The sequence below is a fragment of the Halomonas sp. KM-1 genome (assembly GCF_000246875.1).
GTDB lineage: Bacteria > Pseudomonadota > Gammaproteobacteria > Pseudomonadales > Halomonadaceae > Halomonas > Halomonas aerodenitrificans.
Genome location: NZ_BAEU01000030.1, coordinates 1 through 13,881, shown reverse-complemented (window position 1 = coordinate 13,881; position 13,881 = coordinate 1). Strand labels below are relative to the sequence as shown.

Genomic DNA, 13,881 nt, shown 5'->3' with positions numbered 1-13,881 from the left:
AGTTATCGCCAGGCCGTCAATGACATGGCTGGCCAATTTTTCAACCGGTCACGCGTCCAAAAATATCGGGAAGGGTAGAAATGGCGCGCCGCTCCTAAACGATAGAAGGGGCTTTTTCTCAAAGAGAGAAACAGCCCCTTAGTAACCCAAGTGTGGATAACTCTCTTCTTTAACTATCCGAAGCACAGCTAAGCCACCACTCCTTGCCGACGATAGGCCTCGCTGAAGATCTCCTCGATGGAACTGAGGGGATTCTCCGCGCGTAGTCGGCGCACCTCGGCCGACAAACGTACCAGCTCCTCGCTGGGCTTGGCCCACTGCTCTTTGGGAAGTGGCTTGGACCACTTTTCCACTTCCGCCGGGCGCAGCTTAGGGCGGCTCTTCATCAGCCGCTTGACTTCCCACTCGGTCAGGTAACCGGGCAGATTCCACAGTTCGATGACATGGTAGGCATACCAGAAGAAAGTGAAGATAGGCCCCACTTCCCCATTGGCCCGGCGCTCGAGCATCCGACGGCGCGCATTGCGCAGTGTATGGACACCTTCCCAAGGTGGATCGTCCTTGCCCCTTGGCAGGTGGGGATCCTGAATCTCGTGCAGCGAGTGGACTTCATACTCCATATAGGCGCGGATCGCTTCCCAGTTGCTGATCGCCAGGGGCAATCCCGCCGCCATGTACTCAAGCTTCAGCCACTTGCCCGTCTCCGGGTGGGCGTACCCAACCCCCATGCCGTACTGCTGCTGCACGCCATACTGAGTGGCTCCACGAGCTTCTACCACCCAGGCCATCAAGGACTCCCAAGGCACGTAGACGACTTCCTGCGTATCAGAGAGGGTAAAGCAGACTTCTCTACGCTGGCGATGGAAGCGGACGGGAATGCTTCGCTTCAAGTCCTGGATACCCATATAGTAGCCTAAATACATTAACAACAATGGAACCAACCCACCTAACGTTCCCAGCCAGAAAAATATCTTATATAAAAAATGAAATTTTCGGGCGATATGCCAGGCATAAGAAAAAAATAAGCGCTGGAAAAACCAAGACACATAGCAACAAAAACCCACACCACCCAGCGATAATCATCTGCCATCCAAAGACATTCGGCCACCCGCCCCCGAAATCCAGCCAAGTATCGTTGAACTCGCTTACGGCCTTGTTCATATCCAAAGGCGGCTGGCCCGTCGATAAGGGCAACGGCGCCAGATAGGTAATCCTCCCCCCCAGGAATCACCTGTGTATCACCCGAACGGGGATGCTGGGAGGGGTCGGGTCCAGAAAAGCCCTTGCGCTGTTTGGCCATCGTCAGGCTTCGACTCCCTGGCGACGATAAGCCTCGGCGAACACTTCTTCGATGGACTGCTGCGGATCGCGCTGGCGAATCCGCCGAACCTCTTCCGACAAACGCATCAGCTCCTCGCTTGGCTTGGCCCACTGCTCTTTAGGTAGTGGCTTGGACCATTCCTCCACCTCGGGCAACTTGTACTGTGGCCGCTGCCGCTGGATGTTTCGGTGCTCCCGCTCAGCCAGATATCCCGGCAGAGTCCACAAAGACAGTGCGTGGATGAAGTACCATCCCACCGCGTAGAGATAGCGCCAGAAAGAGGGCCGTTCACGCAGGCTGTTGTGGAGCTTACGGCGAGCATTGCGGATGGTATGAACGCCCTGATGAGGTGGGTCGCCCGGAGCCCGCAGGCCAAGGGGATCCTGCACCTCATCCAGGCTGTGCAACTCGTATTCCATATAGGCACGCAGCACTTCCCACTCGCCGAGGGAGAGAGCCATGCCTGGGGTCAGACCCTCGCTCTTGAGCCACTTTCCTGTCTTAGGGTGAGCGTAACCAATTCCCAGCCCGTATTGTCGAGTGGTACCGTACTGAGTCGCTCCATGTCCCTCCACCGCCCAGGCCATCAGCGACTCCCAGGGCACAATGACCGGCTGCTCGACCTCATGCTGCAGACGCTGCTCCTTGACAATAAAGCATACCTCGCGGCGCTGGCGATGAAAGCGGATGGGAGTAGCCTTCAGGCGTTCCCGATGCATGCCTCGCATGGTCCACCACGACATTAGGAGACCAGCCCCCCCGCCGAAAGACGCCACAACCAGTAGGATCTGATACCCTTGCCAGTCCATAACAGAAATCAGTAGCAGGGGAATCAGCACAAGGCTAAAAAAAACTCCAAATATAGGGATGCCTATGGCCAACTGGTAACCAAAAACGCTAGGTGGCCCAGCGCCATAATCGAGCCAAGTATCGTTTAGGCTACTGATGGCTTGGCTAAAGTCCACTGGTGGCATACCAGTGGGCAATGGCAACGGTGCCAGATAGGTCACCTTGCTGGTACCAACGCGTTCGGTATCGCCGGCTCGGTGGGGTTGACCCGGCGTTGGTTCTGGAAGCTCTACGGTGTGTGCCTTTTTCGCCATTAGATGCTCAGTCATTACTGGTGGCTAGGACCACGATGGCCCGGCCGTCGATTTCATACCAATCGCCATTTGTGAAGTTGGGATTGAGCCCAGCTTCCGGCATATGGCGATGGCTGCTGCCGGTATCTCGTCCATGGCGTGGACGGATTAGGATATACTGCTCATCGTTGCGGCGTTCTCCCTCTTCATCCAGACGTGAGTAACGTACTCCCACTACATAACGCACCTTACCGCGCTCTTCAGTGGGCGTTTCTCCGCTCACTACCAAGCCAGCGTGCTGCTGTGGGCGGGTGGCGCCGACCATGCTATTTGCCCAGGTTTCGGTAATTTCTTCCCAGCGGGACGATGTCCAGCGGCCACGTCGACCGGCCGGCGTCAGTCTCCACACCCTCAGCGCCAAGCGCAGCGGTGGCTCACCCCCTAGGGCCTCAAGCATGGCCGGCGACACGTTGGGCATATGCAGGGCTATACTATACTGGGTTGGATTACGAATGCCTTCGGTCAGACTATCGAACCAAGCAGGCATTACGGTCTCGCCATAATGCGCTTCGACCACGGCATGCGTGGGTTGCAGCACTTCCTCTAAGGCCTGCAGATAGTGTCTCAGCGGCTGGCCATCATCTGGTTCTTGATAGTCGTTGCCCCAAGGAGAGTCCAGCAGCCACTGGTCGTGTTTGCTCAGGTTGTAGCGGTTGTACATCCAAGTACCGGCCAGTTCCAGGGCAGTAAAAGCCAAGCCTATCAGGTTGACTCGCCAGAAAAGACTACCTAGTCGCGCCCCGGCGGAGGCCCAGGTCGTTACACCTTGCCTTATTTCACCGCCGACGCGGAGCGTGGTTGTAAAGCCATATCCATGGGAGCCCATCATACCAAGATTCCCTACCATAGCCGTAGACGCACCCAGTTGAGCCCGCGACTGTCCACTACGCACCGCCTCGACAAGGTTACCACTATTATTGGCAAGCCCCAGCCCCGCAGCCAAAAAGCCTATAAAGTATCCTGCACCGCCCAAGCCAAAGTGCATCCTTCCCAGTTGTGCACTGACCGACCCGCTGCCCAACGCCTCCCCCAAGGCCCTTGCCTGTCGTTCTAAAACAGTTTGGCCAATTCCCTGAGCAGTCAGAAAGCCAGCCGCCCCAGTCGTGAAGGCAGCGTTAAATACATTCAACCAGGCTTGCCTACGTACCCCTGAGGGGGAGTGAGAGGGGAGTTGGTTTAACGCTCGCATGGCTTGCATCAGGTTCACCGCCTGTGCCACAAAAATAGCCAAGCTCAAGCCATCGCCAGTTACATTAATCACATTGGCAGTGCTCGAGATGCCCAAACGGAAGTTACGAATTAGTCGACTTACTTCACGCTGCTGAGCCGCTGGCAATACTACCGTAATACCAGCACGAGCTTTCCCAAGAGAGGAATCCTCAACTCCCGACATTACTCGAACTGCATCTTCATCTGGTGTCTCGACTGGGCTTATCGATTCAGCCAGCAGGGTTTCATATTGGCTCAAGGAAGCCTGAACATTTGCTCTTTCATTTTTCAGCTGCAAAACTCGCTGCGAGTTCTTCCCACTAGCCCGTTGAGTTTGGCGAATTTGGTTATTGAGTGAGCGTAAATTTTCACGAAGGCCTAAAACTCGCCTCAATGTACGCTCGAAAGCTGCAAGCTCTTCTACATTAGCAAAATGGAAATTCAGCTCGCCACGCCGTGCAGCATCGATCAATCGAGGCCCCAGTACCTTGGGCATTTCGCTGCTACGGAACAGCGCCTCGACACTGGGTAACTGTCCACGGCCATCCAGGGCCTCGGAAACCCCCGCCATCGCGCGCTCAAACCCCACACCTACGGCCGGTGCCAGGTTGGTGCGCACACTGTCGGCAGCAGCCTGAGTCTTTTCTTCCAAGGCAGCTACATCTGGTAGTTTATCCACCTCCATAGCAACCAATCGGTCAATCCATGAGGATGTTTCAGATAACACTTTATAGCCAGCGCCGTATAGACTTGCATAGTCTCGTATCAACGCTGTGCCGTCGGCCACCGAGAGAGCGTAGAACATTGGCCGGTCAAAATGGGGGTTGGCTTGAAGCCAAGAGAATATCCGATCATTGGCCGCATCACTTCGGCCTATATCACGGGTTACCGCGTACTCAGCTAGAAAAGCAGCTTTGATTTGCTCCTGATCACAAGAATCAAAATACCAAGCGGAAACCTGAAAGCGCGAATGACATAGCATCTCGACGCGATCATCGGTAATACGCTCAAGCAGCTCATTCCAGCGCGAAAGCTTTATACGCTGTTGCACCAAGAATTCATCCATCTCTTGGCGACGCACTAAATCATTGATACCTCTCTGACCCAGCCTAGCACCATGTTTCATATCATTAACTCGCCGACGCTGCTCTTGGCGAAGTTCGATCAAGTTATCAAGGTGAGGGTCAAAAAACTCAGCGTTGGTTGAAGCATTCAGCATCTGCCGCGTGCTTTCTCGATTCAGTATGGCTTGGCGCTGAGTCTCTAAGCGCAGCCGTTCCAAATCGGAAGAAACACCATGCCCAAAGCTCGGCCTTAGTGTTGAAATTTTCTCATCCAATGCTCTCAGCTCAGATTGTATTTCCTCGGAAAGATGGGCCTCATCCACTTCAGGCAGGGAGCCTTCATGGTTAAGATAGTCAGTCACTGCTTGGCGGGCGTCTTCATCGTCCAGGTCATCGAGATCGTTCCATAGCGCTTCGCGTTCTGTTTCTTTATCCAACTCAGCCAACGCATCTAGCGCCTCCTGAGTGAGCTCAGTTGCCGACTCTATGTAACTTCCTAATACATAGTCACGCTCTGTTCGACCATTTTTTTCTTTAGACCATTCGCTCAGCCACCCCACTACGTTGTCTTGGTACATCGCCAAGTCACGCATGACGCCGATGTCATCCCGCACCACCAGGCACAAGCACTCGTCACGGTCCTCGACCTCATGCTGCTTGAGCAGCTTGCCAAGACGAGACTTGTGGTAGTAATGGTCGTTTTCCCAGTGGTAGGCCTCGCCTTCCTGCTCATGGCCGCCTTCGGGCTGCTCCAACTCGGCATCTTCGGCGAATTCCGCGACCCACTCTTCTGCCTGAGCCGTGGTGATCAAGTGCTCGCCGCCCCCTGTGACGGGGTTGGCGCCCGAAAGATCGACTGCCTGCATGAAGGCATCACGATCCTCCTCGCTCTCCAGCACCTGGGTACGCTTGGTGTCGGTCCACTTCACTTCAGAGAAGCAAACGTAGAGGGTTCGATCCGTCTCGTATTCGAGCTTGCCACCGGTGATCTCATCACCCTGTTCACGAAACTCGTACTCGGCGAGTTCGTTGGTCTCACCATCGAGCACATAGAGATAGCCGTTACGCAGCAGGCGAATGCCCAGCGGCCGCGCACTCAGGGTGTAGGGCGTGGAGCATCCGGGTACCAGCTCCTCGACCAGGCCATAACGCAGCGGCAGCAGCTGCACCTTGCCGCTGATCAGCGGGCAGGTCGCGCCCTCCTCGCTATCGCGGCAGGAAAGCTCATAGGCGGCCAGGGCACCGTTGTCGCGGTCATCATTGGGTCGCTCGAAGGCAGACATGTGACATGCTCCCTATGTCGTAACGTAGGATTGTGAGGTTGTGGCCGCGCTCAGAGCAGCCTCGAGACGCTCGATTCCGCCCAGGCGTTTATCGCTCAACTCGTGATAAAGGGGTGTGTCGGTATGGCCATGCCACGTCAGGGTTCCTAGCCGGGCCATCAGGGTGCACAGCAGCGCCCATTCGCGAGGCGTGTTGAAGCCCATGTCGCGGGCTTCGCCGATAACCCGCTCAAGACAGGCATATCGCTGCGATTTCGCCGCGTCCGGCAACCAATCGTTGCAATGACGCTCGACGAAGCTCAGCAGTTGGCGTGTATCTCGACGCAGATCGCAGGCCTGGAGCCGGGCAAGCTGCACTTCCGACAGCCGGTAGCCTTCGCTGTCCAGTGCAATAGGGTCGGCTTGCACTTGAGCGGGCGAACCATAGCCCCACTCTTCCGTCACGGCATTGGGCACGACCAGTTGATCGATAGCCCCCCAAGGGACATGTGCCGGTGAGCTTTCAGCGGTTAGCAGAGCTGACATGACGGCTGGATCAGCCAGGCGCAGTAGCATCGGAACCCCGCTGGGGTGTACGACCTGCACCAGGCGGCGCAGATGATCGGCCAATTCAAGCAGGCTTGCTTGGCCGATTATGAGATAACCCCATTCCGGCTCGAGTCCCTCCGCGAGGAAACGCTGCAATACCGGGTCATCAGGACCAGATAGCCGCACAAGCCAGGGAGAAACGTTACTGACCGTCGCCCAAGGGGTTCCCGCATAGAGCAGATCGGCCTCCAATTGCCCCTCGGACCATTCATAAAGCCGACGCGGTAGTTCCTGGATACGCACGCCATCGAGCAGCAGATAAACGTGCTGCTCGACGGGCCAACGCCATGGGCCACCCGTCAGCCCTTGGGAAAGCGGCCAGCTCGCCATATCCGTCACGCGCTACCATCCTTTTCGCATACGGGACACAGCGCTTTCTGTTGCAGCAGCGCCGCTTGCTGAGGAGCCTGTATCGGGGTGAACTCAGGTGCCGCTTCCGCCTCCCGCGGCAGCGCCGGTGCCTGGGCGGCCTGGCCGCTGCCGGAGCCGGGGCTGCCTCCGGAGTTGATCTTGACCTGGCTACCGACGATGGTGACGCCGCTGGGGTCGAGCTTGACGAAGCTGCCTCCGGCCTTGAGGGTGATCTCGGCGCCGGCTTCGATCACCACCTTCATGCCCGCCTTGTGGTGGATCTCCTGGCCGGCTTCGACCAGTAGGGCGCGGCCGTATTTCTCGTGACGGCTGGCGTCGACGATGAGGTGGTCGTCGCCGTCGATCTGGGTGTGGCGGCTGCCGTGTACGGTCAGGTGATCGTCGGCGTGGATCTCGCCGATGCGGTCGTGGTACACGGTGAGGAAGCTGTCGTTGCCGATCTCTTCGGTGCGGTCGTTATTGGTCAGCAGCTCCAGGTCTTTCTGGGCGTGGAGCCAGATCTGCTCTTCGCCGGCCTGGTCCTCGAAGCGAAGTTCGTTGAAGCCTTCGCCTTTGTGACTCTGGGTGCGGATGACGGTACGCGTCTTGTGCGCCGGGAGTTCGTAGGGCGGCGTGTTGACGGCGTGGTAGGTGCGCCCGGTAATCAGCGGTTGATCCGGGTCGCCCTCGAGGAACGACACCACCACCTCATGCCCAATCCGGGGTATCGCCATGCTACCGTAGCCACCGCCGGCCCAGCCCTGGGAGACGCGCACCCACGCACTCGCCGTTTCATTGGGTTCGGCATAGCGATCCCAGGGGAACTGGACCTTGACCCGGCCGTGCTCGTCGCAGTAGATCTCTTCGCCCTCGGGGCCGACGACGAAGGCGATCTGCGGGCCGTCGACGCGGGGCTTGGCGTTGGGCGTGGGCCGCCAGGCGCGGTCGGCGGGGGTGAGGATCAGTTCGTTGTCGAACTTGGTCATCTGGCCTAAACCCGCCGCATCACTCTGCGTGACACCGTCTTCTTCCAGGGCCTGGGGCTGGCTGCCGGTGTGCTTGACCTTGACCACCTGCCAGTCGCGGTTGAGCTCACTGAGGTCGTGGTCGGTGAGGGTGAACTTAACCCCCGGGGCGAGCTCGGGCAGGTCGCTCTCGGCGGCGCAGGTCAGGGCGCCGCTTCTGAGGTGTTCGAGGCGGATGCGGGTGAAGGCATCGCCGGAGGCGTCGGCCTTGTAGCGCCCGGGGTAGTCGTAATGCTCGTAGTCGTCCCTTTGGGCGTGCTCTTCCAGGTCACCCGCGGCGTGCTCGTGGAGCTGGGCATAGGCGGGGTTCTTGAACGAGTAGTCCTTGAGCGTGACCGAGGCCGGGGCGACCCGGGCGAGCTGCTGGAGCTTGCGCACGTGGCGGCTCGGCGGGGAGCCGCCGGCGCGGCCGTGGTAGGTGCGCTCGCCCAGGTGGGCCAGGGTCTGGGGGGCGTCGGCGAACACCAGACGATGGGCGCCGTTCGGCGTGTCTTCGAACTCATGGAAGTAGAACAGGCCCTCCTCGGCGGCCAGGCGCTCGACGAAGGCGAGATCGGTCTCCCGGTACTGCACGAGGAACTCTCTTTCCGCCAGATCGCGGGTGACGGCGAAGGCCACATCCGTGAGGCCGCGCTCGTTACACAGGGTGTTGAGCACGGTGAGCGGCGAGACCTCCTGGAAGATGCGCGAGTTGTGGCGCAGGTCGAGGCGCCACAGCGCCGGGCGGGCGACCAGGGAGTAGAGGGTGCGGCGATGGCCGCGGTCGCCGCGACCGAACTCGCTGACGACGGCGTGGACCCGGCGCAGCACCTCGCCGTCCTGCCAGATGGTCAGGCTCACCGGGCGGTCGAGCAGCTCGGTGGCGGAGAGGCCGGCGTCGCGGCTGGCGAAACGCACCTCGAGGTGGAAGGGCTGCGAGAGTGCCTCTTCCAGGGTGAAGTCGATCACCGCCAGCTCGGCGCTGTCGACCCCGGCGAGATCGAGGGTGAACTGGAGTCCGGTGCGGTCGGCCATGTCAGCTGCCCTCCCCGCTGGCGGAGCCGATCACCACGCCGCCGCAATCGACGGCGTGGCCGGTGAGTGCTGCCGGCTTGCCATCGATCAGGATGGTGCCCGAGCCCTCGGCAATGGAGCGCGGGTGCGCGGGGTGCTTGGGCTTGTCGTGCGGGGCCAGGGGGTCGCCCAGGCGCGCTGCCGGTTTGCCGTCGATGATCACGGTCGGGCTGCCGGCGGTGACCGGCGTCGGCGGAAAGCCGTCGTGGTCGGTGCCGATGTCACCCACGAGTACCAGTTTGCGTCCCATCTGTTCGTTCTCCTGTCGCTATTCGCCTAGTCCCACTCGGCGGGCGCTTCGAAGCTGGCCACCTCGAAGGCATTGACGTGCATGCGTGCGAAGCCGGCCTGCTCCAGGCTACGTATCGCCGACTGGCAGGCCAGCGGCAGCCGGGCGTTGAGCGGTACGCCGTTCAGGCTGAGGCGCGCCGCCCGCAGCAGGCGGGCCCCGTGTCCGCTGCCCTGCCACTCGGGCTCGACGAAGAAAAAGCGCAGCTGCCAGGCCGCTTCGTCATCCGGCCGGCACGCCAGCAGCATGCCGAGGGTAGGCCCTTCGCCGTGACGCAGCTTGAGCAGCCGGCCCTGCCAGCGGGCAATGTTGCCACCGTCGCGCTGCAGCCACTGGCCGTGCTGCACGGTGAATTCCAGCGCCCGGCGCAGGGTGGCCAGGCGGGCTTCGTCGCGCAGTACCCAGGGCGAGTGCCCTTTGGTATCGGCGCGCCGGGCCGCCTCGAGGAAGGCGTCGATGTCTTCCATCGAGGCCTCCTCCAACCCTTTCACCGCCTCTTCCGTGCTGGCAGGCGCCGCCTCCTTGCGGCGTTCGCCGCCGAACAGGCGCTTAAAGGCTGCCAACATCGAAGCCTCCTTCGGCATACAGCGCGGTGGGCAGTTGGAAGCCGGCGACCAGTGGCCGGGTGAAGGGGTTGCGCGAGCCGGTGGCGTAGAGGCGGTAGCGCGCCGTGCCGCCGTCGACCTGGAAACGCAGCTCCAGGTCGCGCTCGCCGGCGCTGGTGATCTCTGCCTCGTCGAGCAGGCGGAACCAGGCCCAGGCGCCGTCGCGGCTGAGGCTGCGCGGCGAGCGGTTGACCTGGCTCGGCACCAGGGTGATGCGACTCTCGTTGCCGCCGCGCAGGGCGTTGGGCCAGATCATCGAGACCCGCGAGCTGGCGCTGTGGGCGTAGTCGATGATCTGCCCGTCGATGTTGATCACGCTGCGGCGCTTGTCGGCGCTCAGGCTCACCGGTTCCAGGGCGAACTCCACGTCGAGCACGCCGTCGCGACCGAAGTAGGCCTGGCGGATCTGCTCGGCGCGCTGGAAGGCGGTGAACACGCTCTGACGCAGCAGCGGGCTGCCCTCGGCATCGACCAGGAACTCGGGGGCCTCTTCGATGAAGGGACGCAGGTTCTCCTGGTAGAAGCGGTCGAGAATGCCGCCGCCGGCGAAGAAGGCCTCGAAGTCGGCCAGCGCCACCTCACGCGAGGCGCTGGGCACCAGCGGGTAGCGACCCGCCAGACGCTCCTGGTACGGACCCACCACCTCGTCGAGCCACTGGTGCTCCAGGTGGCGGATGGCGCTGGCCATCATCAGCTGCCAGCTCTGGTCGGCCAGGCTGTCGAGCATGCGATCCACCGGGGCCGGGGTGTTCTCGGCAATGCGCTTGAGGTTGTGGATGGGGTCGCCGCCGCGCAGTGCCAGGCGGTCGCGGGCGCTGAGGAAGGCCGCCCGGCCCGGGTCGCTGGCGCCCTGCACCTGGCGCAGGTAGTCGCGCAGCTCGCCGATGGCCACCTTGATCTCGGCGATGTCGGCCGGATTGTCGCCGCGGGCGTCGAGCAGCGCGTTGAGGTCGCGGAAGTTGCGCTCGATCTCGCCGGCCAGGCGGTAGCGCGGCGAGCGCTCCAGCGCCTGGCGGGCGGCCTCGTCGTCTACCGGCAGCTCGGGGTAGAGCCGGGTGTGGCGCGCCACTTCGCCGAGCAGGCGATCCAGCGGCCGGCTGGCGCCGAGCAGGGTGTCGGCCACGAACACGGCCTGGTCGATGTCGGGCAGCGGTACCAAGTAGAGGTCGTCGAGCACCTGACGCCAGGTCACGTGGTAGTCGCTGACATAGCGCTCGTGCAGGGCGTCGCGCAGCTGGCGCTCGTCGGCGGCACTGAAGGCGATGTCGTCACGCTGGCCCAGTACCCAGAGGTCGATCATTGCCAGCTCGGTGGCCTGTTCGATCTCCTTGAGGAAGTAGCCCTCGAAGCCGTCGCGGGTCACCAGGCTGGGTACCTGCAGGCGCTCCAGCTCGTCGTCGCGGGCCATGAACACGGCGTTGAACGACGGTCCCACGCCCTGCGGGAGTTCGAGCACCGCGCCGCTGCGGGTGGAGCTCTCGGCCTTGAGGGTGGCGTAGACCCGCTCGTCCATGGGCTGACGCGAGAGCTCTTCCTGAGCGGCCTGCAGACTACCGCGCAGTGCCGCCATGGCCTGCTCGGCATGGCGGTCGCCGGAAGCGATCTGGCCTTCGAGGTCGGTGTGCGCCATGGCGTAGGCGAGGTGGTCGAGCAGGCGCTCCTGCACGCTGCCGCGCTGCGGGAAGGCGCGCTGCCAGCGCCGCGCCATGTAGGCTTCGACCCGCTCGGGCTGACGCCCACTGGCGTCGGACATCATGCGCAGCACGCGCAGCAGGGCCAGCTTCTCGTTGCTGCCCGCCTCGGCGCGGTTCATGTCGTCCATGATGCCGATCATCAGCGAGGGCAGGAAGTGGTAGCTGAGCATCGCCAGATAGGCGCTCTCCACCTGGCGGCCCACGGCGTGGCCCTGGTAGAGGCCCATGTCGGCCAGCCACGGCAGGTGCTCACGATAGTCGCCGAACTCCAGGGTGGCGGCGCGCAGCCGGTCGAGGGGCTCCAGCAGCGCATAGCCGGTGGGGTCGTCGCTGCGCAGCTCGTCGGGCTGGGCGGCGAGGAAGGCCTCGGCCTTCTCCTCCACCGCCGCCAGCGCCTGGGTGTTCTTCTGGTAGAAGTGGCTCCAGCCGCCCACCAGCGCCAGGCCGCCCACCAGGCAGGCAAAGGCACTGGTACGCCGCAGGCGACGCCGACGCCGGGCGGCACGGGCGTTGTCGCCGGCCAGCCCCGCCTCGGGGTAGATCACCTTCTCGAACAGCTCCTCGGTGAAGTAGAGCGCGCTGCGCGCGGCGCGATGGGCCGGCTGAGTGGTATCGGCCATGCCGTAGCGGCGAGCGGCGGCGTCGACGAAGGGATCTTCCGGCACGCCCTGCTGGTACACCGAGGTGAAGTAGGTGCCACGCACCATGGCGGCGGTGGAGTAGCGGTCGCTGGAAAGCGCCTCGCGCAGGAAGCCGAGCAGCACGTCACGCAGGCCGGCGAGCTGGCGCACGAAGCGGAACACCGATTCACGCTCCTCGCGGTCGCGGCACTCGGCCAGCAGCGTGGGCAGGCTGCGGTTGAGGCGCTCGAGCATGGCATCGTAGGAGTTGGCGAACTCGTCGGCCCACTGGTCGATACGCTCGACGCTCTCGGCGCTGAAGGTGAAGCCCAGCGGCGCCCGACGTGCGGCGCGGGAGTAGTGGCGGAAGAAGTCGTCGAAGCCGTGCAGCAGGTCCATCTTGCTGAAGGTGACGTAGACCGGCAGACGCGCGCCGTGACGCTCCATCAGCTCGCGCATGCGCGCACGCAGCAGCGAGGCGTAGGCCTTGCGCACCGCCACCCGGGCATCGCTCAGCCGCGCCAGGTCGAGTACCAGCACCACGCCATCCAGCGGGCGCTGGGGGCGGTTGTGTTCCAGCCAGCCGACGAAGTGATCCCACAGCCGGCTCTGCATCTCCTGGGGCTCGCCCCCTTCCAGCGCGCCCTGGGTCAGCAGCTCACCGTCGGGGTCGATCAGTACCGCCTTGTCGCCGATCCACCAGTCGAAGCCGTACTGATTGCCCTTCTTGCCCTGGCCGGAAGCCTTCATCACGTGGGTCAGCGCGAAGTTCTGGCCGGAGCGGTTGATCAGGCTGGTCTTGCCGGCGTTCTCCACGCCCATCACCAGGTACCAGGGCAGCTTGTAGCGCGCCCCGGGGCCGGCGCCGAGGTTGTCGAGCAGCTCATGCAGGGTGGCGTTCAGTGTCGCTTCCTGCTGCTCCACCTGGGCCATCACCGGGTCGAGCTGCAGCTGCTCGTGGTGGCGGCGCTCGTCGCTCACCTCGCGCAACCGGCGGGCGAGGCGGATGCCCCACACCACCGCCACCAGGGTGGCCAGCGCCAGGGTGGCCAGCAAACGGTTGAGCCAAGGCGCCAGCGGGTAGCTATCGCGTACCTGCCACATCGGCCCCAGCCACCAGATGGCGGCGACCAATGCGGCCAGCAGCAGCCACCAGAGCACGACGGTGAGTTTGCTCGCCTGCTTGCCGATACCCTGGGCCTTGTTACCGTGCATCTTGGCCTGGTTGAGGTTGCTTTCAGCCCTGGAGGCGCCGGGTACCCAGCGACTCAGACCGGACTTCACACTTTTCCACATGAGCCTTAGCCCTCGTCCCTGTCGATGATGATGTTGTCGGTGGTGATGCTGCTGTCGGCTATCTCGGGGTGCCGATCAGCTCGTGTTCGAGTCGTGTTCATGTGCCTGTTCATGCGCCCTTCCCCACCGCCCGCTCGAGTCGCTCGAGCAGCGCCGGCTCCCACTGTTCCAAGCCCAGGCCCGCCAGCGAGGCGTACACCGCGCGATAGTGCTGGGCGGCCAGCGCCGCCAGCCCGGCATCGCGCAGCAGATCGGCGCTGGCCAGCCGCCAGTAGGCGACCTCCCGCGGCGAGCGGGCCTCGGCCAGGCCGCGGTCGAGCCCCGTCAGTGCCTCGCGATAT

Annotated in this window: 10 protein-coding genes; all 10 read right to left on the bottom strand. The window is 62.6% G+C overall.

From position 1 onward, the window contains the following. Nucleotides 1-188: 188 nt before the first annotated feature. Nucleotides 189-788: a hypothetical protein gene (locus B8115_RS02535; RefSeq protein ID WP_010626174.1), complete on the bottom strand. Its 600-nt coding sequence runs from the start codon at nt 786-788 to the stop codon at nt 189-191. Between the two features lie 158 nt (nt 789-946). Then, nucleotides 947-1,300: a hypothetical protein gene (locus tag B8115_RS23220; protein ID WP_141638493.1), complete on the bottom strand. Its 354-nt coding sequence runs from the start codon at nt 1,298-1,300 to the stop codon at nt 947-949. Nucleotides 1,301-1,302: 2 nt separating this feature from the next. Next, nucleotides 1,303-2,040, bottom strand: a complete 738-nt coding sequence (locus B8115_RS02530; RefSeq protein ID WP_234253313.1) for a hypothetical protein — start codon at nt 2,038-2,040, stop codon at nt 1,303-1,305. A gap of 391 nt (nt 2,041-2,431) precedes the next feature. Continuing rightward, nucleotides 2,432-6,019 carry a toxin VasX gene (locus B8115_RS02525; protein ID WP_010626172.1) on the bottom strand — a complete coding sequence of 1,196 codons (3,588 nt, stop codon included), beginning with the start codon at nt 6,017-6,019 and terminating at the stop codon, nt 2,432-2,434. A gap of 12 nt (nt 6,020-6,031) precedes the next feature. Next, a complete protein-coding gene (locus B8115_RS02520) occupies nt 6,032-6,937 on the bottom strand; it encodes a DUF4123 domain-containing protein (protein WP_234253490.1) in 906 nt (301 codons plus the stop codon). Between the two features lie 5 nt (nt 6,938-6,942). Further along, on the bottom strand, nt 6,943-8,997 hold the full coding sequence (locus tag B8115_RS02515; RefSeq protein WP_010626170.1) for a type VI secretion system Vgr family protein: 2,055 nt from the start codon (nt 8,995-8,997) through the stop codon (nt 6,943-6,945). 1 nt (nt 8,998) lies between these two features. After that, nucleotides 8,999-9,286: a type VI secretion system PAAR protein gene (locus tag B8115_RS02510; protein ID WP_010626169.1), complete on the bottom strand. Its 288-nt coding sequence runs from the start codon at nt 9,284-9,286 to the stop codon at nt 8,999-9,001. Nucleotides 9,287-9,312: 26 nt separating this feature from the next. Next, complete coding sequence (locus B8115_RS02505) at nt 9,313-9,891, bottom strand: GNAT family N-acetyltransferase (protein WP_010626168.1); 579 nt, start codon at nt 9,889-9,891, stop codon at nt 9,313-9,315. Then, a complete protein-coding gene (gene tssM / locus B8115_RS02500) occupies nt 9,875-13,540 on the bottom strand; it encodes a type VI secretion system membrane subunit TssM (protein ID WP_010626167.1) in 3,666 nt (1,221 codons plus the stop codon). The genes B8115_RS02505 and tssM overlap by 17 nt, the downstream gene beginning before the upstream one ends. A gap of 109 nt (nt 13,541-13,649) precedes the next feature. Next, on the bottom strand, nt 13,650-13,881 hold a 232-nt coding region (locus B8115_RS02495), incomplete at its 5' end, for a type VI secretion system domain-containing protein (RefSeq protein WP_010626166.1).